We start from the raw sequence: 23,098 nt of genomic DNA, 5'->3' as shown, positions 1-23,098 counted from the left end.
ACCTAAATAAAGTTAACTTTATAAGCTATTGGGCAATAAAAAAGGTGAATGACTGCTCATTCACCTTTCTCTTAACCATCAGGTCCTACACGCAAATAAAAATTACGCTGGTTGAACTCGACGTAGTACTGCTTTTAGTGCTTCAAAATCATTATCTAAATCTTCAGATAACAACTCCATTGCAGCGTGTTTAGCTAGCGGACCTGGCAGTTCAATGTCTGAACCTAGGATATCATCAACCACTTCTTTGAACTTCGCTGGGTGCGCTGTACATAGGAACAAGCCAGTTTCACCCTCTTGCAACTGTTCATCCAATAGACGGTAAGCGATAGCACCATGTGGCTCACAAAGGTAACCTTGCGCTTTAAGGTCACGTACTGATTCAGCGCTCTGCTCGTCAGATACTTTACCTTTGCCCAGTGTATCCAAGCCCCAGCCTTTCAGTTGGCAAAGCTCTTCGATACGTGGCCAGTTGTTTGGTTGGCTCACATCCATTGCGTTCGATGTTGTCGCAACTGTCGGTTTTGGAGCCCACTCGCCAGTTTCTAAGTAACGAGGAACCGTGTCATTTTCATTGGTAGCGGCGATAAAACGCTTCACTGGTAGGCCAAGCGCTTTCGCTAATAGACCCGCAGTTAGGTTACCGAAGTTACCACTTGGTACAGAGATAACCAGGTTTTCACGCTGCTCTTTGGTTAGCTGAGAAGCTGCCTCAAAGTAGTAACAGATCTGAGCCATCAGGCGGCTGATGTTGATAGAGTTTGCTGAGTTAAGACCAATCTCTTCACGCAGTGCTGCGTCATCAAATGCATCTTTTACTAGCGCCTGACACGCGTCAAAGTCACCATCAATCGCTACCGTGTGGATGTTCTTACCCAGCGTACAGAATAGCTTTTCTTGTAGCGGGCTGATCTTGCCTTTCGGGTAAAGAATCACAACGTTGATGTCTTCCATGCCGTAGAAAGCATGCGCAACGGCTGCACCAGTATCACCTGATGTTGCTGTCAAAATAGTGATTTGACCGCCATTTGAAACTGCCGCAAGAGATTGCGCCATGAAGCGACCACCAAAATCTTTAAACGCCAGTGTTGGGCCATGGAAAAGCTCAAGTGCGTAAACACCATCTTTTACTTGGTTGATTGGCGCAGGGAATTGGAACGCTGCATCCACCATTTGATCAATCTGCTCTTTCGGTAGTTCATCACCGATAAGTGCCGACAAAATCTTTGAGCTACGAGGGACAAAATCCTCTGCTAGCAGCGCATCGATATCATCAAACTTTGGCAGTTCAGATGGGAAAAATAGACCTTGATTGCGACCTAAGCCTTGACGAACGGCTTGGCCAAAAGAGACTTGTTCATCATTTTCTTTGATGTTGTACAGTTTCATAACTCACTTCCTGTAACGATCGAACCTTGCTTATCTAGGCGACAAACGTGAACGAATCCTTCTTCATTTTGTACGTAATTTTGTTCTAACCAGCGTGCAACACGCTCGGCGACATCTTGTTCTTTGCAAATGCTAAATAGAGTTGGGCCACTACCAGAAATGCCAGTAGCCAATGCACCTGCCGACAGCGCGTATTTACGTGCGTCAGCAAACCCTGGAAGCAGTTTCTCACGATATGGTTCAGCGATCACGTCTTTGATCATCTTCGCTGCCAGTTCAGGTTGGCCTGAGTGACACGCGTGGATAAAGCCCGCTAAGTGGCGACCATGAGCAATGATATCCTGACGACGGTACTGAGATGGTAGGATCTCTCTCGCTTCAGCCGTAGATACTTTAATGCCCGGATAAGCCATCACCCAGTACCAGTCATCAAAGCACGGCACTTCTTGGCTAATGATGCCTAGCTCTTCAAGCATGAGTTGCACACCACCAAGGTAGCAAGGTGCTACGTTGTCGTAATGCACACCACCTGAAATTTTACCTTCCATCTCACCCATTAGGGCAAGCAGTTCAGTTTCATTCAGTGGCTGACCATGAAAACGGTTTAGCGCATCAAGCGCCGCGACGATTGAACATGCACTTGAACCTAAACCAGAACCGATAGGCATGTTCTTTTCTAGCGTCATTTCCAGTGGCTTAAGCGCAACGCCTTTTTTATCTAGCTCTCTAGAGAACACCACCCAGCAGTCGTAGACGATGTTTTCTTTCGCTTCAGTTGGCAGCTTAGAAACAAAGCTGCCAGCTGTTTTAAGTGAGAATGGTTCATCACCTGCTTTAACCATAACTCGGTCACCCAGCAGTGTGCCATCCACTGGAGACACAGCGGCCCCCAGCACATCAAACCCTACACTGACATTACCGATTGATGCAGGAGCATAAACGACAACATCCATATCACTTGAACTCATTCCTAAACTCCTAATTTCCAACCAAGAGTACGCATCACATCAGAGAATACGCCTGCTGCTGTTACTTCAGTACCAGCGCCGTAGCCACGAAGTACTAGTGGGATTGGTTGGTAGTAACGGCTGTAGAATGCTAGCGCGTTCTCGCCATCTTTAATCTTGAACATTGGGTCGTCGCCATCAACAGCTGCGATACGAACCTTACATTTACCATCGGCGATCTCACCAACATAACGAAGTACTTTGCCTTCTTCTGCTGCGATAGCTGATTGCTCTTGGAAGTAAGTGTCCGCTTCAGGTAAGCGAGCCATGAACTCTTCAACCGTACCTGAATCATCAAAACCTGGTGGTAGAGCTTGATCAACTTCTACATCTTCAAGCTCAAGTGCCATGCCAGCTTCACGAGCAAGGATAAGTAGCTTACGCGCGACATCCATACCAGATAGATCGTCACGAGGATCCGGTTCAGTAAAGCCGTTGTCTTTAGCAATGTTGGTTGCTTGGCTTAACGTCATGCCTTCATCAAGCTTACCGAAGATGTAAGAAAGAGAACCAGACAGAATGCCGTTGAATTTCTCAAGCTCATCACCTGCAGAGATTAGGTTCTGTAGGTTTTCGATTACAGGTAGACCTGCGCCAACCGTTGTCTCGTACATCAGTTTACGACGTGAGTTACGTGCGACTTCACGCAGCTGATGGTAGTAAGCCATACTAGCTGTATTTGCTTTCTTGTTTGGTGTTACTACGTGGAAACCTGCTGCTAGGAAATCAGCATACTGCGCCGCAATATCTTCGCTAGACGTACAGTCAACCAATACAGGGTTGATGATATGGTTACGTTGAACAAGAGCGGCTAAGCGAGCGAGGCTGAACTCTTCTGTCGCACTCGACATGCGATCACGCCACTGTTCTAGTGGTAAGCCTTCACTGTCTAGCAATAAACCTTTGCTGTTGGCTAAACCACATACGCGAATCACGATGCCCTTTTCAGCCAGTTTGCCTTGCTGACGTTGGATCTGGTCAACAAGTTCGCCACCAACACCGCCAACACCAACAACGAATACGTCAAGGAAGTGCTTGGAGTTAAATAGGTTCTCGTGACACGCTTTGATTGCTTCTGAAATTTTATCTTCAGGGATAACCGCAGAGATAGCGCGCTCAGATGAGCCTTGTGCAATCGCAACAATGTTCACGTTCACTTCAGCTAAAGAAGAGAAGAACTGAGAAGCGACACCTCGTGAAGTACGCATGCCATCGCCCACCAAGGTCACGATAGCAACGTCATCCATGAACTCAACTGGCTCTAGCAGGCCATCTTTAAGCTCAAGTTCAAACGCTTCTGATAACACTTGCTTAGCTTTTAACTTATCAGCCGACTCGATACAGAAGCTGATGCTGTACTCAGAAGACGATTGAGTAATAAGAACAATAGATACGCCAGCCGAAGACATCGCACCGAATACGCGGCTCGCCATACCAACCATACCCTTCATGCCTGGGCCCGATACGTTAACCATCGTTAGGTCACTTAGTGTCGTGATGCCTTTGATTGCTAGGTTATCTTCGCCAGTGTCTTGACCAATCAAAGTACCAGCACCTTGTGGGTTAAAGCTGTTTTTGATCAGACAAGGAATGTGGAATTGTGCGATAGGAGCAATAGTTTTCGGGTGTAGAACCGAAGCACCAAAGTAAGAAAGCTCCATTGCTTCTTGGTAGCTAAGTGATTTAAGCAGACGGGCATCATCAACTAAGCGCGGGTCACAGTTGTAAACGCCATCGACATCAGTCCAGATTTCACAGCAATCTGCACGTAGACACGCCGCTAGCACAGCTGCTGAGTAGTCAGAGCCATTACGACCAAGCGTGACTAGCTCACCTTTTTCATTACCAGCAGTAAAGCCCGGCATGATGTTAACGTGGCCTTTCGGAAGTGGTGATTGTTGGAAGTTCTGTGTAGAGACATCCACATCGACCATAGCTTCAAGGTGATCGCCTTTAGCATATAGGTATTGAACAGGGTCAATCAGGCTTGCTGGTTGGCCTTTCGCTTCCAACACTGCTTTCATTAACTGGATAGAGATTCGCTCACCTTTACTGATGATGCGAGCGTTGACGTGGTTTGGGCACATTCCAAGTAGATTGATGCCATTCACGAACTGCTTTAGCTGAGCAAGAGAAGTATCCACCTGCTCTTGGAACGCAGAACCATCAATTGAAGGTACGACCGCTTTGATCTCTGCAAATAGTGCATTAAATGAAGATTCGATCTCTGTAATCTGTGCGTCAGCTTCACCATTTTTTAGTGCAGCTTCAATAACAGCGACCAACTTATTGGTTGTTTTTCCTGGAGCCGATAGTACAACGGCTAGCTCTTCTTGCTGGGCATTATTAGCGATGATATCAGCCGCTCGTAAAAAACGATCTGCATCAGCTAATGATGAACCTCCAAACTTTAAAACGCGCATCCCTTTCTCCATAAGTCATAAAAATGGTACAAAAAAAGGCCTGTATCTTGTTGGATACAGGCCTTTTTTTTAAAATCCGTTACTTAGCAGCCTGCCCCAACAATGTTAATGTCGGTAATAATAATGGTTGTGGTCATTACTAGGTGGCTTACGTGCTGCATATCAAATTCTCTGCTTGTGCTTTACTCTACGTGTATCAATTTTTACCACTAGACGTCAATGAAAAGTTGCGTTTTTTTTACATTCAGACCGTTTTTCAGAGCAAACCGTCATTTCAGTGATAAAACATCCAGTGTGCACCGACAATTCGAAGATACAGTTTGATTAACGAACAGAGAAAAGCAATCAATTTCATATAAGGTCATAACAAAATGCTATATCGATTGTTCAGCAAGCGTACAAGAACTGTGCTTTAATTGAACGATAACGTTCAAAGAACAATAATAAATGACATCAGGAGTGGGAAGTGAAGAGATTACTTATTCTTTTAGCCTTTGCTATGCCTGTTGTTTGTTCTGCGAATAGCTTGCCCTTATTGCCTGGTCAGATTGATCGTTCGGCACACAAATTCTTTATCTCATCCCAAAATGCATCCAACGAGAGTTTCGATACGTGGAAAGTCGACAGTGGCTACGCCTATAGCTTGTTTGACGATGTGGATCTTTATGTCGGTACGCGCATCAACAGTGCGTCATTGAAACACGAAAGTGGATTCTTGAGCGGTGTCAGTTACCAGTTCTCAGAAAGGATCTCTTTCAACAGTTCTCTTCATACCTATAAAGATGAAACCGAAGAGAATGAGAAGTCTGTCGCAGCTGAAGTATCGAGCCGAGTACAACTGACAGACAACTTGGATTTGCATGCCACCCTTGATTACGAAGAGTGGCAGCAAGGTGTCGAAGTAGGATTAGGATTTCGCTTCTAACCTAATAAGCTTGATATAGGTAAATAACCTAAGATTCGAGCAGCAGCTCAGATGAAATTAACACACCATTCCAATCTGCATAGATGTAATCACCAGGCTGAATCAATTGATTGTGCACTGTCAATGTCACATTCACTTGGCCCACACCGCGCTTCTCTGTTTTGAATGGTGATGCACCTAGCGCCTGAACACCCAAGTCCATTTGTGACATCATTCCAACATCACGTACAGCACCGTTTACAATCACGCCTTCCCAACCATTCTCTATGGCAAGAATCGCGAGTTGGTCACCAAGCAGTGCTTTTTGACACGAGCCATTTCCGTCAACAACCAATACTTTGCCGCTGCCGTCAGTCTCTAAAACTTCGCGAACCTTCGAATTATCGTGATAACAACGAACTGTTACAATTTTTCCCCAGAACGCACCACGTTGTCCGAAGTTCTGCAAAGGTAGGTTAAGTAGGGTGACTTTGCTTTCAAACTCATCACATAAGTCAGGTGTTATATCGTGCATATATCCTCCATGAGTAAGGCAAACCTGTAAATCAGGCGAGCCCCTATGCTTTTATATTGTTATTAAAAATTATTCCTTTGTTTTCATTGTTCTATGCTCAATCTAATACTGAATTAGGCTTGATTGAACATATTTATCTACTAGAATCTAAAGACAGCTTTCGGCTTCCTTGGTTCATAATCGGTTCTTTAGCAGGCGAGATGTGATCACTATCTCGAATAATCATTCTGGTTTTCCTGCTAAATAGTCACCATAACACTGGTTAAGTTGTAGCCATACTATTAAAGTTTGTTGCGATACGGCAATTGATGTAAATCAACAAAGTGAATGGAATTAACATTCTCGCGTTGTTAGCATGCTGTTAACATTATAGAATCCGTTGCAATCACTAAAAGAATGATTGAAAGGCGTACTGGATCTACGTTATTGGGCAATACTTCAAGGAAGGCAGATAGCTGGAAGTAAGTGTTTTTTTGAAAACTTTAAGTTATCATCAAAAATACATTACCTGTATGTTATGTTTTTGCCTAGAATTTATTCTATTAGCACAGTTTCGTCACAAATTTAGGTACCGCCAAATGCAAACCCCGCAGATTCTTATCGTTGAAGATGAGCAAGTAACTCGTAACACTCTAAAGAGTATTTTTGAAGCAGAGGGATATGCTGTTTTTGAGGCTAGCGACGGTGAAGAGATGCACCAAGTGCTATCTGACAACCAAGTTAACCTTGTAATTATGGACATCAACCTTCCAGGTAAGAATGGCCTACTACTTGCGCGTGAACTACGTGAGCAAGCAAATGTAGCGCTTATGTTCTTAACTGGTCGTGATAATGAAGTTGATAAGATCCTTGGCCTAGAGATCGGCGCTGATGATTACATCACTAAGCCTTTTAACCCTCGTGAACTGACTATTCGTGCACGCAACCTTCTTAACCGTTCAATGAGCACAAGCTCTGTTCAAGAAGAGAAGCGCAGCGTTGAGAAGTACGAGTTCAACGGTTGGGTACTAGATATCAACAGTCGTTCTCTGGTTAGCCCAGATGGCGAAGGCTACAAGCTACCTCGTTCAGAGTTCCGTGCTCTACTTCACTTCTGTGAGAACCCAGGTAAGATCCAAACACGTGCAGACCTTCTTAAGAAGATGACTGGCCGTGAGCTTAAGCCACACGATCGTACTGTAGACGTAACAATCCGTCGTATTCGTAAGCACTTTGAATCTGTTTCTGGTACTCCAGAAATCATCGCAACGATTCACGGTGAAGGCTACCGCTTTTGTGGTGACCTAGAAGACTAATTCGATTCGCGTTTCTAGTCGTTTAGCACATAGTGTTTAAACAGTTGAAGCGCAATCAATGGTTATTAAAAAGGGAGAATGCCAACGCATTCTCCCTTTTTTGTTGTGCTGAGTTGAAGTTAGTAAACCGTATCAACCTTAATGTCTTTCTCCACCAGCCACTTCACCGTCTCACCGTCTTTCAGTTCAACCGCAACATCAACCGGCTTTTCGCTGTCGATCTCTAGCTGCCATACAAACGCGACTTCCCACTGAGTCTCGCTGTGCGTTCTTAGATCAAGATCGTCAGCCGTTACTAACAAGGTATCTGAGCCTTGCTTAACGGTCACGCTCTCCACCGCCAGTGTTGCTGGTAATTCTGAATCTGACTCTAGGTAAATAGCGCCATGCAGAGTTTTGTCTTGAGTCTCTCCGATCGTTGGCATCTTGTTGTGCCAAAGGTTGCTTTTCATTGTGACTGTCGCTGCAGATACTTCAACTTGGTTGTCCTGCTGCCACTCAACTTGTGGTGCAGCACAGCCCGCTAATGCCACTACGCATGCGGCGAATGCTAATTTTTTCATTATTCTTCTACCTTTGGTTTAACCAACTCTTTAAGACTTCAATGTCATTCTGGTATTCGTTATTAATCTCATCGACCCAATCTGAAATGTTTTCCCACCAAGCTGGTAGGTCTGGAGATTGAGCTTTCTGAGCCACTTGCTGGATGCGCTTCAAACCAATTGAACCTGCAGCACCTTTAATCTTGTGCGCCTCAGAGACAATACTGGCTTGGTCTTTCGCGACCATGTTGGAGTTCAATATTTCCATATACTCCGGCATCATATCTTCAAACATCACGATGCTATCTAAAACCGGCTTCGGTCCAACAATGTCAACATAAGACTCTAGCATATCAATATCAAGCAAACTGGTATCAATAGAAGAAATCGTCGGCTTACTTTCATCAACCTTTTCGGTCACTTCAGCTTCTTCAACAACCTCTGGTGCATCCTCGATAAGTTCGCTGATCACATCTTGAATCGCTCTCACGGATAGCGGTTTACTGATCGCCTCATCCATACCTTTCTGGAAGTACTCTTGCTTGTTGCTAAGTACATTCGCAGTCAATGCCACTAATGGCGGTAGCTTGCTGTATTTCTCACGGTAGTACTGAGCAATATCGAAGCCTGTCATATCTGGTAGCTGGATATCCAACAATACCAAGTCATAGTCTTCTGGGTTGAAGGCAATTTGTGCCTCTTTACCAGTCATCACCACCGTCACTTCATGACCTAGGCTCTCCAACAGAGAGCGCGCAACCGTGATATTGAGTTCGATATCTTCAACCATGAAGATCTTAAGGTTCGACTGTTTTCGAGGTGTCTTAATCAAGGCTTGAGTATCATGATTAACAGGCACACGAATCGAAACCGTGAAGGTACTACCAAAGCCCTCTTCACTGGTTACCTCAATGTCACCATCCATCATGTTGATCAACTGTTTAGAGACAGCAAGACCAATACCGGTTCCCACTGCATGCAAGTTATCGGTGCCTGATTTCACCTGATAGTACATCGCGAAGATTTTCTCGAGCTCACTTTCAGGAATACCAATGCCTGTGTCTTCAACTTCCATAGTGATGTTGGCAAAATCACCATCAATATCGGCGCTAACAGTCATCACCACGCCACCATCTTTGGTGAACTTCATCGCGTTACTAACAAGGTTCCACAGCACCTGTCTCAAACGAGTACCATCAACTTCAACAGCCACAGGAAGATCAGACAACCGTTCTAAGTCGAACCTCAAACCTTTCTGTTCAGCCATCAGTGCCGAGATACTTTCGATCTCCACAACAAAGTCTTCAAAGTTGATCGGGGTTGGGAATAGCTCAAGCTTGCGACGGTCGAACTTATCCATATCGATAATATCGTTGAAGATATTACCCAGTGTTACAGCGCTCACTTTTATGGTTTGCATCTGTTTGCGCTGCTCACTGGTCAGCTGGCTATCAAGCAACATGCGGCTTAAGCCAATAATGCCATTAAGCGGTGTTCTTAACTCGTGGCTAATAGTAGAAATAAAGGTGGTCTTATCGCGACTCGCTTTCTCGATAGACTCTTGGTGTTCTTTGCGTTCGGTAATATCACGACCAAAGCCCACCAAACCAAGGTGGCGACCATCTTTACTGTAGAAAGGCACCTTACGCAGTTCGAAGTAGCTCTTACGCCCATCTGGGTATTCGAGCCATTGATCGTAGGTGAGCGCCTGGTTGTCGGCAAAAACTTTCTTATCGGTTTCAACAACTTGCTGAGCGATTTCTTTGCTGTAGACATCCCACGGCGTCAAACCCACCAAGTCTTTTTCTGTCTTGCCAGTGAGCTCCTCAACTGCTCGGTTACAACCCGAGAACACGCCGTCCTCATTACGGTAGTAAATAAGGTCAGGCGAGGCATCGATAAACGAGCGCAGCAGTGCCGTTCGCTCTGCAAGTTCAAGCTGAGTGCGCTCACGCTGAAATACTTCATTCTCGAGGTCATGCATCGCTTCAGCACGCGCCTCTTCGGCCTTTTCACGCTCTTCAATTTCTTGATTAAGCTTCTCGATATTAAGCTGCAACTTATTATTCAGCTCTTGGTCGCGCTCTCGCATGTCGCCAAGTTTAGAGACTAACTTAGCTAAACGCTGACGAGACTCTTCCAGCTGATCAACAACCACTGACAGAAAGTAAACGGCCCAAGGTGTGATCACTAAACCGAAGAATACTGAGCGGACAATGTCGATGTCATCAACATTACCTTTAAGTGCGAGAGTGATACCGACTTGCACGACAACAGCGAGGGCAACAAGCGCTAAGGCGAGTAAGATAGAAAAGCGGACAATCCCAAGCTTTACGAGTAGATCCACGTAATACTGGGCGAGATTTTTCATGGGTTTCATTTAGCGCTCCATGCGATAAGACTAGCAACATTCTACCCTGTTTGAAGATAGGAGGTAAGCTAGCTACATCACATGCAGCAAGAGAGCTGGGTTATATTGTTTAAAACAGATAACCCAAGTAAATAAAGGCTAAGTCAGTGATAAATTTGTTTAGCGAATCGACGATGGATGCACACTAGAACGGTTTCGGCCATCAGACTTAGCTTGATAAAGCGCACTGTCGGCTAACGCTACCGCAGACTCCATCTCATCATTAGGGGTAGGCACGTAAGAGATAATGCCAATACTGACGGTAATGAATTCAGAAACGGTCGACTTTTCATGAATCAGCCCAAGCTTGAGCACTTCATCATGAATGCGTTGCGCCACCATTAATGCCCCATCAGCAGTCGTGTTTGGCAAGATAAAGCCGAACTCTTCACCACCGTAACGATAAGCGCGAGCGCCGCCAGTGGTCTCTTTCAAAATACTGGCTACAAGCTTCAACACATCGTCACCAATATCATGACCGTAGGTATCGTTGAACTTTTTAAAGTGGTCAATATCGACCATTGCCATTGAATACTTACGCCCTAAATGCTTCATATCGACTTCTAGCGCGTGTCGACCGGGGATATTCGTCAATTGGTCGTTGAATGCCATATCGTGGCTCGCAGACATCACATAGATAATGATTAAGGTGCCAGATAACGAAAACATGGTACTTGATATGTACTGAACATCGAAAAAGATGAAGGTACTGGAAGCCAACAAAATCGCACTGTAGACAACGACATCGATAGAGCGATTGTAAACCAACACCAAAATCGCAGTTAAGCCAACTAAGCAAAGGCTGTACAACACCAACACAAAAGGCAGTTTGGAAAAGTCCCTAACGGTAAACAGTAGCCCTTCACTCCATGATTCAAAACCTCCGGCATGGAAGTGAGAAACGATCAGCTGCGCCCATATCATAAATAGGACTAAAACGAGCGCGTATAAGAACATTGACTTGGAATTTACACCGGTATCGGGGAAGGCATACACAAGCAAACAAGTAACTGGTACTAAGGCGGCTAATAGAGAAAGCTCTAGTAATGTGGTTCCTGTACTTAAGGGGGTTTGTAGGCGGATTTGTATAACAAGATAGGCAACAAGCATCGTCACAGAAACCATCGCCATGCGTCCTTGTCTGAACGTGTGGCATAGCAATACGGCTACACTCAATAGAATGTATGGCAGGTTGCTAGCAAACCCTAAGTTTGAATCCGTCACCAGTATGACGTTGTTCATGCCTGCAAGTAATATTGCTAGGAGAAATAAGGGGAAGCAAAATCGAAACATGCTCGACGTTACAAAAGAAGATGCCATTTACGTGGTGAGCCTAACTATAATGATGATCTTGTTAATTAATACTATACGTAGGATACGGTTAAATAAGCGCTTGCCAAGCATTTTGCTTAATTGAGACCGAAAACATGGTCATAAGTCGCTTTTGGTGCAACTATGTTTATATGTGTTTGAGTTGCTATTAACCGCAGAACGAACTACACAGTATATATGAGAAATTAATTAGTCGTTATAGATACTTAACAAAACTGAGCTTGTTAATCGCCACCCAGGATGTTGGGTTATAAAACGGTGTAATATTTGCGTTAAAAATGAACGTTAGAGTGTTTTCTATAGTTAGAAACACATATCTCAATGCCGCTCAATAATTTGAGTTTGAACGTTACATTGGACTATGAATGGAGGTGTAGCATGCAAATTAGTGTGGATGTACATAACTATATGGAAACGCTGGTGGGGCAAGTTTTAGCCACTGAAGAGTATGTGTCTAGTTATACTAGCGAGCAGCTGGCAGATCTCGCATGTTTAGCACTAGGGCAGCTAAAACCCATCTATATTCGGTTCGATATTGATTTTCTTTCCGCGTTACCTGAAGACAAACTCGTTCTGTACAAAAGAAATAGTGAGATCGCGGTCAAAAATGCAGAAAGTATGATTATTGACGATAGAAGACGCGATCGTAACGACAATATGCCGATCATATTTAGTCAACACAATTTTGATGAAGACGTAGAATTGCAATGGTATGAAAAGCCATTGTTGGATCGTAAACAGTCGTGATAGGTTAGTCGTAGTACCATCATTGAAGGAGTAAAAAAACGTGGGATTCTTTTCTAGATTATTTGGTGGCAAAGAAAAAACCGAACAAAAAGTAGATATTGAGCCAGTCGAATATAAGGGCTTCAATATCTATCAAGATGCCATTGCTGAATCTGGTCAATACCGTGTTGCTGGGCGCATTGAGAAAGAAATTGACGGGGAACTTAAAACGCATCGTTTTATTCGTTCAGATGTTGTTTCAAACAAAGAAGACGCCAATGAATTGATGCTCAAGAAATCGCAAATGTTCATCGACCAAATGGGCGACAGCATATTTAGCTAACCAATTAGGGTTAGAATTGATGCTAGTCATAATTTAGAGAGCTTTCAGTGTATATGCTGAAAGCTCTTTTTAGTTTTAGGGACAAAGAACAGCTAGACGGTTGTTATTAAAAGGATTATTAGCAAGTGGTTTGACCTCTTTATTCGAGCCGTGCATCATTTAGTTCAAATAACTGCTCAAAATCCATCCAAATCGTTATAAGTAATAACTTTTTCTGTTCTTTGAACAAAACGCTTGAAGTATTAGTTGTCGTTAGATACAAACGAATAAGTCATGTGCCAATAGTGAAAGAGTAGTTATGCAAATTGGTGTATCCAAGTGCGCTTACGATCTCTTTAATTTGCCTTTGGTAAGAATAATAATCACAAATTGATACACAAGGAGTCTAATTTGTTGATAGGTGTACCAAGAGAAACGCTCGCTGGTGAAACGCGAGTCGCTGCATCGCCGAAATCGGTCGAACAGCTTCTAAAATTAGGATTTGAAGTTTGTGTTGAATCACAAGCAGGTGCGCTAGCAAGTTTTGAGGATTCAGCTTATGAAGAAGCTGGAGCAAAAGTTGTAAGCGCAGATGAAGCTTGGAAATCCGATATTGTCTTTAAAGTTAACGCTCCAATCGTTGACGATACTCAAAATGAAATAGACCTACTTAACGATGGCGCTACTCTGGTCAGCTTTATTTGGCCTGCTCAAAACCCTGAATTAATGGAACATCTGTCGAGCCGTAACATCAATGTGATGGCGATGGATTCCGTGCCTCGTATTTCAAGAGCTCAAGCACTCGATGCGTTAAGTTCTATGGCAAACATCGCGGGTTACCGTGCAGTGGTTGAAGCAGCACATGAATTTGGTCGATTCTTCACTGGTCAAATTACAGCGGCAGGTAAAGTTCCACCAGCGAAAGTACTGGTTGCTGGTGCCGGCGTTGCAGGTTTGGCGGCAATTGGTGCTGCGGGTAGCCTTGGTGCAATTGTTCGTTCATTCGACGTTCGTCCTGAAGTAAAAGAGCAAGTAGAGTCGATGGGTGCTGAATTCTTGGAAGTGGATTTCCAGGAAGATACAGGTGCCGGTGATGGCTATGCAAAAGAGATGTCTGATGCGTTCAACAAGAAAGCGGAAGAGCTTTACGCGGCTCAAGCAAAAGACGTAGATATCATTATTACTACAGCACTGATTCCGGGTCGTCCTGCGCCTAAACTTATCACCAAAGAGATGATCGATAGCATGAGCCCAGGCAGCGTAATTGTGGACCTTGCGGCAGCAAATGGTGGTAACTGTGAATACACGGTTGCGGATCAAGTGATCACAACAGCGAATGGTGTGAAGGTTGTCGGTTACACCGATATGGTTGGTCGTCTACCTACTCAGTCTTCTCAACTGTACGCGACTAACCTAGTGAACTTACTGAAACTACTTTGCAAAGAGAAAGACGGTAACATCAATATCGACTTTGAAGATGTTGTACTTCGTGGTGTCACTGTCGTTAAAGAGGGCGAAGTCACTTGGCCAGCTCCACCAATTCAAGTTTCTGCTCAACCTCAACAGGCTAAGCCAAAAGCAACGAAACCTGAGCCAAAAGTTGAAGAGCCTACTTCGCCAGTTAAAAAAGCGGCAGGCATGGCCATTGCGGTTGGTGCATTCGCTTGGATAGCTTCGGTGGCTCCTGCTGCGTTCTTATCTCACTTTACCGTTTTCGTTCTTGCTTGTGTGGTGGGTTATTACGTAGTTTGGAATGTAAGCCATTCTCTGCACACGCCTTTGATGTCTGTTACTAATGCGATTTCAGGGATCATTGTGGTAGGTGCTCTATTGCAGATTGGACAAGGCAACGGTGTCGTTACTTTCCTCTCTTTTATTGCCGTGTTAATTGCAAGTATCAATATCTTTGGTGGCTTTACCGTGACCAAACGTATGCTTGAAATGTTCCGTAAAGACTAAGGAGTAATAGATGTCTGAAGGATTAGTACAAGCAGCTTATATTGTTGCTGCAGTATTCTTTATTATGAGCTTGGCTGGACTATCGAAACAGGAATCTGCACGTGCAGGTAACTATTACGGTATCACTGGTATGGCTATCGCATTGATCGCGACGATCTTCGGTCCTCACTCGGCTGGTATTGTTTGGATCATCATAGCAATGGTGATCGGTGGTGGTATCGGTATCCACTACGCACGCAAAGTAGAAATGACGGAAATGCCTGAGCTGGTGGCAATTCTGCACAGCTTCGTAGGTATGGCAGCGGTATTGGTGGGCTACAACAGCTACATCGATCCACCGGCAGCAGTGTCACTTAACCCTGCTGATATTCATGCAGAGCACGTTATTCACTTAGTGGAAGTGTTCCTTGGCGTGTTTATCGGTGCTGTGACGTTCACAGGTTCGATTGTTGCGTTTGGTAAGCTTCGCGGCGTTATTTCTTCTTCTGCACTGAACATTCCTCACAAGCACAAATGGAACCTAGCGGCTATTGTGGTTTCTACACTGCTTATGATCATGTTTGTTAAAGCAGATGGCAGCATGTTCGCACTGATGGTGATGACACTTATCGCGTTCGCATTCGGTTACCACTTAGTGGCATCAATCGGCGGTGCAGATATGCCAGTGGTTGTTTCAATGCTTAACTCTTACTCTGGTTGGGCGGCGGCAGCGGCAGGTTTCATGCTTGCAAACGACCTGCTTATCGTAACGGGTGCGCTAGTTGGTTCGTCGGGTGCGATTCTGTCTTACATCATGTGTAAAGCAATGAACCGCTCGTTCATTAGTGTTATTGCTGGTGGCTTTGGTCAGGAAGCTCAAGTGTCTGAAGGCGATGAAGATCAAGGTGAACACCGTGAAACTTCAGCGGAAGACGTGGCTGAGATGCTTAAGAACTCTAAGTCAGTAATCATCACTCCTGGATACGGCATGGCAGTAGCTCAAGCTCAGTACCCAGTGCATGAAATTACTGAAAAGTTGCGTGCACAAGGCGTAAACGTTCGCTTTGGTATCCACCCAGTAGCCGGTAGGTTACCGGGTCACATGAATGTACTGCTTGCTGAAGCAAAAGTCCCTTACGATATCGTTCTTGAAATGGACGAGATCAATGATGACTTTGACGAGACAGATACTGTATTGGTTATTGGTGCGAATGACACCGTAAACCCAGCAGCTCTGGAAGATCCAAACAGCCCAATCGCTGGCATGCCAGTGCTTGAAGTTTGGAACGCTCAAAACGTTATCGTGTTCAAGCGTTCTATGAACACGGGTTACGCAGGCGTACAAAACCCATTGTTCTTTAAAGACAATACACAGATGCTGTTTGGCGATGCTAAACAAAGCTGTCTAGGTATTCTAGAGCACCTATAGAGGTCGGTTCTAAAAACAAAAGTAAGGAGCTCAATTGAGCTCCTTTTTTGTGCCCACAGAGTGGGGGGAAATAGTGCGAATGCGAGAGAACATGAGCGCACTAATTGCTTCCCATAGCGACGATGAAATGGCTTAGCTCTAATGCGTTAGACTAGTACCTCCGCTCGCTTTGAGCGCAATCAAGTCAATTTAATGACAGTTAGTCGTCATTCTTGCTGTTTTTCATGCGGTTAAAATTTATCTTTGAAAGCGAATGGTATATATTTGATTGATCTATATGAATTTGCGCTGGTTTGTGATCATCAAAAGAACATTTACTCTTCTTATCGCTACGTTATCAGTATCAGTAAACGCGTTTGCTGATTCTTTGCCTGAGCGTATCGATAATTTCACCAAACTATTTGATCATGAAACGGCGATCGAATCTTATGATATTCGATTGCTTCAGGCTGATTATCCGACACGTTTGATCACGCCTTCTTCAATGCTGCCGCAAACAGCAGAGTACCCATTAAAAGATATTCAACGCTTATACCAGTTATCAAAAACTTGTAGCGGTAAGTTGCCGTTAAGCCCATTGATAACGGAGCCTTTGGTGTTTACACGCGCGATGTGTAAAGGCACCAAGCTCTCTGACCGTTGGTTTAGCCGTAGCGGTCTGATTCACCCAGGTGGTGGCTCTTATGCAGCACGTTATGTTGAGAAATACCCAGAAAAGTTCGACTCTCTGAAGCGCTACATGCATATTCAAGAGCGTCCGAATACTGAGAATGATGAGCTACTGTCTCGCTTGAAACAGATGGATAACGAAGCCATCACTGCGCTGTTGGCCGGCGCAAGCATGTTTGTTGAACTTGATGAAATGTGGGTCAAACGGGGCGACAGATATTACCTATACACAGAGTCTGACTGGCATGAAAATGCGACGTTAGCAGGGTTGTCGTTCAGCTTATCTTCAGAAGGTAAGAGCTGTTTCGTCCAACGTGGTAATGTGTGTTGGGAAATTGAAGATCACTCTGAACTGCTTCAGGTCGCAATGTTCATCTTGGTGATTGCCAACATCATGCTTGTACTAGGTTGGGCGATATACCGTTGGAACAGTAAGAAACAGGAATTGAAGAGTCGTATGTTGGTTCTTCAGATCTTAACGCACGAACTGAGAACACCGATTGCGAGCTTATCATTGACCGTTGAAGGCTTCAGACGTGAGTTCGAACACTTACCTGAATCGGTATATGATGAGTTCCGTAGGTTATGTGAAGACACCCGTCGTTTAAGGCAGCTAGCAGAAGCAAGTAAAGACTACCTACAGTCGGACAACCAACCACTCGCGACTGAGTGGGTGCCAAGTGTCCAAGAGTGGTTAGAGTACAAAGTTGAAGAAGATTTTGCGCCGGGTATTGAACTGCGCATCAACCAAGATATCGCTGCAAAAGTGAACGTATATTGGTTAGGAACCTGTATCGATAACCTGATCAGGAACGCTGTTAAATACGGTGTCGCACCAGTGATACTAGAACTGAATACTTCTGACAAGAAGCTGACATTCAAAGTTATAGATAATGGAGACTTGTCCCGCAAAGACTGGGGGCAACTAAGAAAGCCATTCGTGAGTAAGAGTGGACTAGGTTTAGGTCTGACGATAGTAGAATCTATGGTTGGAAAAATGGGCGGTCACATGACGTTAATCGGCCCCCCGACAACATTTATTTTGGAGATACCTTGTGAAACAGACATTGCTTCTCGTTGAAGATGATAAGAATTTAGCTGATGGCCTATTAGTTAGCCTAGAGCAAGCTGGGTATGAATGTTTACATGCTGAACTGATCTCTGAAGTTGAAGGCTATTGGGAACAAGCGGACCTAGTTATCCTAGACCGTCAACTTCCTGATGGTGACTCAGTAGATTCACTTCCAGGTTGGAAGAAGAAGAAAGATATTCCTGTAATCTTGCTGACAGCATTGGTTACAGTAAAAGACAAAGTAGCGGGCCTAGATTCAGGTGCTAACGATTACCTAACGAAGCCATTCGCAGAAGCTGAGCTGTTTGCTCGTATTCGCGCTCAGCTTCGTTTGCCAGACGCTGAAGAACAGGACGCATCAAAAGTTATCACTCAAAACCTTGTTATCGACAAGGCAACACGTGAAGTGTTTTTCAATGAGCAAGAAGTGACGCTAACACGCACTGAATTTGACCTGTTGTTGTTCTTGGCAAGCAACCTAGGCCGCGTATTTACACGTGACGAACTACTTGATCACGTATGGGGATACAACCACTTCCCAACAACTCGTACAGTAGACACGCACGTTCTTCAGTTAAGACAGAAACTGCCAGGTTTAGAGATCGAAACGCTACGTGGCGTTGGCTACAAGATGAAAGCGTAATGAAAAAAGCCTTACTTCCACTATTAATACTGTCGAGTGTGGTTAACACCGCGTACGCCACAGATTGGTTTAAGAGTAGCGATGCTCTCACTCAAGTGCATAAACATTTGTTGGATAATGATCTACCGCAGATGTTTGATTCTCTAGTGGAAGTTTGGCAAATCAATGTTTCTCAATCTCGAGAAGAGCACCTCAATGAACTGTTCGACCAAGCGTTGAACAAAGATTGTGGTAAAACCCTCACTAAGAAAACGCTACCGGACTGGATTAGCTCGGTTGTTGTTAAGAGACACATCATCCAAAGCCCAGGTCGAGACACATTTCGGGTTTCAATTGATGTCGAATCTGAACAAGAAATCCAAAACATCACCTTCGAAAAGTGGGTAGATAAAGTCGTTTCTTCCGATAGCGAGTTCACCAAAGAAAGCGAAGTGGTTAACAACGCCTCGGTCAGTTTGTACCGCAAGCGCTATAACTTAGCGTCACAGCTCGATTCTGGCTTGTATCGCCTGAACGTAAAGGGCGAAGGGGGTAACTCTTGGAGTACATGGATCATTTTGGGTGAAGTTGCCATGCGTCAGCAAGTACGCTGGGCTTCAAAAGATACGTGGCGAATAGATAAGAAAGACCTGCTTAACCCATACTGTCCGCTTCCTAAGCTAGAAATCGGTTTGTACGATTATGTCGACGAGCGCTATGAACAAGTGTGGGGTAAGAGCTATGAATCGGATTACCCGATGAACCTGACAGGCGAAGATCTGCCCAATGACCGTTATGTTCTGGCGGTTTCTATGGTGCATTCGCGTTGGCAAGGTGACATAGCGATAGAACAAGCACAAACTATCAGTAAAACTTATGATATTTCTAGCGAAGAAGAGTTAAAGTAATTTAAAATTGTGCCGTTAACTATGTAAGGGATCTAACAAAGATAAACGGCATGAAAAAAACTACTAAACTACTCGCAGCGTCAATTGCATTCGCCAGTCTTCCTATTTCAGCAGCAAACTACGCCATTGAAGCGCGTGGTGATGCAATGGGTGGTGTTGGTGTTGTTTCTGCAAACTTCCTAACCGCTCCATTCTATAACCCAGCATTGGTTGCCATTTACCGTCGTAATGATGATATGGGTATGATTACGCCTAGCTTTGGTGGTAATTATAATGATCCTAACGATATGAAATCGAATATCGATAGTGTCATTGACGCTTCAAATACTGCAGACTTAGATGCCGCTCTTAACAAACTTGATGGAAACCAGGCGAACGTAGAGCTTGGTGGTGTTGTGGCGTTCGCGCTACCTAACCAATTTGTTGCTGCAAACCTATTTGCTAAAGCCTACACAGAATCTTTTGCGACACCTGATGTTTACACAACCGGTTCCGATACGGACAAAGTTGAGTTGTCTACCGTTGAAGCGTTTTCAATTGGTGTAGCTGAAGTTGGTCTTTCTCTTGCTAAATACCAAACCTTTATGGGCCAACACATCTCTTTTGGTATTACTCCTAAGATTCAACGCATCTACACATACAACTACATTGCATCGGTTAACGATTACGATCTCTCTGACGTAAGAGAAAACAGCAATGGTGAAACTGCATTTAACATGGATGCAGGTGCGCTTTGGTTCTTCGGACCGTTCCGAGTAGGTGTTGCTGCGACCAACTTGTTCTCAAGAGATATTGAGACGAAAGATACAACCCGAACGTTAACTAGCAGCACAAGTGGTGCCACTCACCAAGTTGGTGGTAAATACGCTTATCAGCTTGAGCCAGTTTATACCGTTGGTGCTGGTATCGTGTCTGACTACTTCTCGTTAAGTGTCGATTACGATTTGAATGAAACTGAAAAGTTTACTTCGTTTGAAGACAATGAGCAGATGATTCGTGTCGGTACTGAAGTTGACCTATTGCGTCAAATGCAGCTAAGGGCAGGGTACTACAAGAACCTCGCTTACTCTGATTCAGAAGGGACCATCACAGCGGGTATCGGTTTGTCGCCTCTTAATTTGTTTCAGTTAGATCTAAGTGCTAACTACACAAACGAAAATGCAATGGGTGCATCTATCAATTTCCTTGCTAGTTACTAACAGTCCTTATATAGTTCTGCTCCTAAACAAAGGAGCAGAGCATGCTAAACGACTTACCAACCCTTTCTCACGAAGAGCAACAGAAAGCTGTTGAGCGAATTCAAGAAATGATGACCCAAGGTGTCAGCACAGCACAAGCTATCAAAATCGTTGCTGAGCAAATTCGTGAAGAAATGAGTAATAAAGAAGAGTAGGGCATTAGCCCTTCTTTTTTACGTGTTTAATGCGCTATAACTAAATATATTACACTGTAGTATATTCTCTCGTTCATACCAACACTTTATTCGTCCTGAATTTTCACCTATCCAAAACGCTTAAGTTAAGTTTATTCAGTAAGTTACATCAGAGTAATCAACTTTAAGGGCTTTTTTGGGTTTCTAACTGTAATTAAATTACAGTAAGATCTGAAAGTTAAACAACTGACATGTCTGGTGTCAGCATTTATGTCACCAGGCATAGGTTGTTCAATATTCGAGCTTTTTCAACGATCGTGACGCTGTGACTTCAATTCTTAGCGAATAGATTAAGGTAAGCCTCATGAGTAAGGTTTTGTGGTTTGAATGTGGGAGTGTTCGTTCCAAGCACCGATATTAAGATATTCAGCGACAGATCTGTGCATCTATCGCTGTTTAGACTTAAATACGCATACTTCAAGTGCAGCAGAACGCATTAGCTGAGGGGGGCTTTAGTACGTCAAATACAAGGTTTGTGTTGAGGTGGATAGTGATTTATTTAAGTGTGTGGTTTGAACTTAAAACAAGTTGGTTCACAGCCACTAGAGTGAGCAGGTAGATTAGAAGACTTGCCATGCAAAAGTGGCGAGCATTAAGGGACTTAGTTGGCTGGGCGCAATCTTACAGGGACTTAGATACGCGCAGGTGAAAAACGAAGAGGTGGAATCAAAACGTCACGACTTGGTTTCGTCCGTTGTTCTTTGCTTCATACAGTGCTTTATCTGCTCGTTTGATTGCAGAACGTATAGACTCATCCTGCTTAAGCTGTGTGACACCAGTAGAGGCTGTCACAGTTAACCCGTTCGGCCATGCCTTTGTGCCCATTTCAAGGTATAAGTTATCGATTGATTCGTGACACTGTAGCGTTGTTTGTTCTAGACAAACAAGTAGAAACTCCTCACCGCCCCAGCGATAAAGTAAATACTGTTCACCAAGGGTTTCGTATGTGGTAGCGACAAACTGAACGAGCACTTTGTCGCCTATTTCATGGCCGTGTTGGTCGTTGATTTGTTTGAAATGGTCTAAGTCAAACAACGCGACGTGAATCATTTTTCCTTGTTGTGCTAACCATTCGAAATCATAGAAGGTATCTAGCGCTTCGGTTCTGTTTCTGCAGCCAGTCAACGGATCTGTTGTGGCCTTTACCTTTAACTCTTCAATCTCTTGGGTTAGATGGCGTTGTTGCCGTGCTAAGCGCCTTTTGTTTCGTCGAGCGATATGTAGAGCACAACAGACATAGTAGACGGCATATATTACCCATAGCCCAACTAAGAGCTCACCGAGTAAAGCCTTGCTGATGATTTTACCGTGGAACACAATGCTCGAGATATTAAGTGAATGATGTCCAGCAAGCGTGCTAGCACCAAGCCCGAGTTCAACAGATACCGCGTTCGTGATGTCTACCGCGCTATCAGAGACAGGGCGGTTATAATGATCAATCCACCAGAAAGGGACATTGAAGTAGCCTAAGTCAATGTGGCTTGCGTCAGGTAGCGAGAAGTCTAAGCGATTGAACTTGTTAGACATGGCATCGCCTTTCACACTATAACCTTCGTTGTAGTTCCGAATGTAGAAGCGAAATCTTGGGTTTTCTTGTCCTTTGTAATCCATGTTAATGGTTACCGAGTCGTACGTAGAGAGATCTAACCCTTTTCCTTCTTTCGATATAACGAATTCAACCTCACAGAAAGGCTTGCTGTAGGTTCGCTTAAAGTCACACTGTAACTCAATTCCGCTGTTTGATTGATATAATGAGGCCACCGTACCGCCATCATGATCTCTGTCTGTATTGGCGAGTGTAGGGTATTTATCTGGACTAATGACGTAGCTCTTGTTCATTAGTTTATCAAAAGAGACTAGCGACAATAGGGTGATTGCCAAGCAAAAAATCGAGAGGAATATGTTGAGTTTGCGGAATGCTTTGTCGCTCATGATGTTAATCCGTACACGTGATTCGAACCTAATACGAAATGCCTTAGAGTTGGCGTAATCGAAGATTAGAGTATTAGTATCGTTGGAATTGCTATACCTAAAACTGTTCTAGAAGTAACGGTTATACAGCAAACTGCGCCATTAGACCAAGATGAAGTTTAAAAATTGAACGCAGAGCATTGATTTTGAATGTAATTTACTCAGTAAGTAC

Annotated in this window: 19 protein-coding genes and 1 other annotated feature; of the genes, 11 read left to right on the top strand and 8 right to left on the bottom strand. The window is 44.1% G+C overall.

Annotation, left to right across the window (positions count from 1 at the left end; all coding sequences use genetic code 11):
• Positions 1-102 precede the first annotated feature (102 nt).
• Genes thrC through thrA form a run of 3 tightly spaced genes read right to left on the bottom strand, consistent with a single transcriptional unit; the run spans position 103 to position 4,819 of the window.
• Positions 103-1,389 (bottom strand): threonine synthase, encoded by a 1,287-nt coding sequence (gene thrC / locus BCT81_RS06510; RefSeq protein ID WP_102423582.1) that lies wholly within the window; start codon positions 1,387-1,389, stop codon positions 103-105.
• A complete protein-coding gene (thrB, locus tag BCT81_RS06505; protein ID WP_008224344.1) occupies positions 1,386-2,342 on the bottom strand; it encodes a homoserine kinase in 957 nt (318 codons plus the stop codon). Before thrB ends, thrC begins: the two co-directional genes overlap by 4 nt.
• 17 nt (positions 2,343-2,359) lie before the next feature.
• A complete protein-coding gene (gene thrA, locus BCT81_RS06500) occupies positions 2,360-4,819 on the bottom strand; it encodes a bifunctional aspartate kinase/homoserine dehydrogenase I (protein WP_102423581.1) in 2,460 nt (819 codons plus the stop codon).
• A 29-nt stretch (positions 4,820-4,848) separates the two neighbouring features.
• Positions 4,849-4,967: a sequence feature (Thr leader region), on the bottom strand.
• 318 nt (positions 4,968-5,285) lie between these two features.
• Between thrA and BCT81_RS06495 the strand changes: the two genes are divergently transcribed.
• Positions 5,286-5,744, top strand: a complete 459-nt coding sequence (locus tag BCT81_RS06495; RefSeq protein WP_102423580.1) for a ribonuclease regulator — start codon at positions 5,286-5,288, stop codon at positions 5,742-5,744.
• A gap of 28 nt (positions 5,745-5,772) precedes the next feature.
• Here the strand turns inward: BCT81_RS06495 and BCT81_RS06490 are convergent, their stop codons facing one another.
• Positions 5,773-6,258 carry a putative 4-hydroxy-4-methyl-2-oxoglutarate aldolase gene (locus tag BCT81_RS06490; protein WP_061033359.1) on the bottom strand — a complete coding sequence of 162 codons (486 nt, stop codon included), beginning with the start codon at positions 6,256-6,258 and terminating at the stop codon, positions 5,773-5,775.
• Between the two features lie 578 nt (positions 6,259-6,836).
• Between BCT81_RS06490 and arcA the strand changes: the two genes are divergently transcribed.
• Complete coding sequence (gene arcA, locus BCT81_RS06480) at positions 6,837-7,553, top strand: two-component system response regulator ArcA (protein ID WP_004741534.1); 717 nt, start codon at positions 6,837-6,839, stop codon at positions 7,551-7,553.
• A gap of 119 nt (positions 7,554-7,672) precedes the next feature.
• Here arcA and BCT81_RS06475 read toward each other — a convergent pair whose 3' ends face one another.
• The 3 genes from BCT81_RS06475 to BCT81_RS06465 form a co-directional block, all read right to left on the bottom strand.
• Positions 7,673-8,116 (bottom strand): hypothetical protein, encoded by a 444-nt coding sequence (locus tag BCT81_RS06475; RefSeq protein ID WP_102423578.1) that lies wholly within the window; start codon positions 8,114-8,116, stop codon positions 7,673-7,675.
• A 7-nt stretch (positions 8,117-8,123) separates the two neighbouring features.
• Complete coding sequence (gene arcB, locus BCT81_RS06470; RefSeq protein WP_102423577.1) at positions 8,124-10,475, bottom strand: aerobic respiration two-component sensor histidine kinase ArcB; 2,352 nt, start codon at positions 10,473-10,475, stop codon at positions 8,124-8,126.
• A gap of 150 nt (positions 10,476-10,625) precedes the next feature.
• On the bottom strand, positions 10,626-11,825 hold the full coding sequence (locus tag BCT81_RS06465) for a GGDEF domain-containing protein (RefSeq protein ID WP_102423576.1): 1,200 nt from the start codon (positions 11,823-11,825) through the stop codon (positions 10,626-10,628).
• Between the two features lie 390 nt (positions 11,826-12,215).
• Here BCT81_RS06465 and BCT81_RS06460 point away from each other — a divergent pair, with 390 nt between their 5' ends.
• The 9 genes from BCT81_RS06460 (at position 12,216) to BCT81_RS06420 (ending at position 20,916) form a co-directional block, all read left to right on the top strand.
• Positions 12,216-12,584, top strand: coding sequence for a late competence development ComFB family protein (locus tag BCT81_RS06460; RefSeq protein WP_102423575.1), 369 nt, complete (start codon positions 12,216-12,218; stop codon positions 12,582-12,584).
• Positions 12,585-12,624: 40 nt separating this feature from the next.
• Complete coding sequence (locus BCT81_RS06455; RefSeq protein WP_102423574.1) at positions 12,625-12,906, top strand: HlyU family transcriptional regulator; 282 nt, start codon at positions 12,625-12,627, stop codon at positions 12,904-12,906.
• Positions 12,907-13,296: 390 nt separating this feature from the next.
• Complete coding sequence (pntA, locus tag BCT81_RS06450; RefSeq protein WP_102423573.1) at positions 13,297-14,844, top strand: Re/Si-specific NAD(P)(+) transhydrogenase subunit alpha; 1,548 nt, start codon at positions 13,297-13,299, stop codon at positions 14,842-14,844.
• A 10-nt stretch (positions 14,845-14,854) separates the two neighbouring features.
• Positions 14,855-16,252 (top strand): Re/Si-specific NAD(P)(+) transhydrogenase subunit beta, encoded by a 1,398-nt coding sequence (pntB, locus tag BCT81_RS06445; RefSeq protein WP_102423572.1) that lies wholly within the window; start codon positions 14,855-14,857, stop codon positions 16,250-16,252.
• 277 nt (positions 16,253-16,529) lie between these two features.
• Positions 16,530-18,002, top strand: coding sequence for a sensor histidine kinase VxrA (gene vxrA / locus BCT81_RS06440; protein WP_102423571.1), 1,473 nt, complete (start codon positions 16,530-16,532; stop codon positions 18,000-18,002).
• Complete coding sequence (gene vxrB, locus BCT81_RS06435; protein ID WP_102423570.1) at positions 17,977-18,636, top strand: response regulator transcription factor VxrB; 660 nt, start codon at positions 17,977-17,979, stop codon at positions 18,634-18,636. Before vxrA ends, vxrB begins: the two co-directional genes overlap by 26 nt.
• The gene (locus BCT81_RS06430) at positions 18,636-19,523 is read left to right on the top strand and encodes a DUF2861 family protein (protein ID WP_102423569.1); all 888 of its coding nucleotides are present in this window, start codon (positions 18,636-18,638) and stop codon (positions 19,521-19,523) included. Before vxrB ends, BCT81_RS06430 begins: the two co-directional genes overlap by 1 nt.
• Positions 19,524-19,573: 50 nt before the next feature.
• Positions 19,574-20,722 (top strand): conjugal transfer protein TraF, encoded by a 1,149-nt coding sequence (locus BCT81_RS06425; protein ID WP_102423568.1) that lies wholly within the window; start codon positions 19,574-19,576, stop codon positions 20,720-20,722.
• A gap of 41 nt (positions 20,723-20,763) precedes the next feature.
• Positions 20,764-20,916: a YoaH family protein gene (locus BCT81_RS06420; protein WP_008224757.1), complete on the top strand. Its 153-nt coding sequence runs from the start codon at positions 20,764-20,766 to the stop codon at positions 20,914-20,916.
• Positions 20,917-21,621: 705 nt separating this feature from the next.
• On the opposite strand, the gene BCT81_RS06415 is transcribed toward BCT81_RS06420, so the two are convergent.
• Positions 21,622-22,887, bottom strand: a complete 1,266-nt coding sequence (locus tag BCT81_RS06415) for a GGDEF domain-containing protein (RefSeq protein ID WP_102423567.1) — start codon at positions 22,885-22,887, stop codon at positions 21,622-21,624.
• Positions 22,888-23,098: the final 211 nt, after the last annotated feature.

It is taken from the genome of Vibrio sp. 10N.261.52.A1, from assembly GCF_002876325.1.
Taxonomy (GTDB): Bacteria; Pseudomonadota; Gammaproteobacteria; order Enterobacterales; family Vibrionaceae; genus Vibrio; species Vibrio chagasii.
This window is presented reverse-complemented; position numbering and strand designations above follow the sequence as displayed.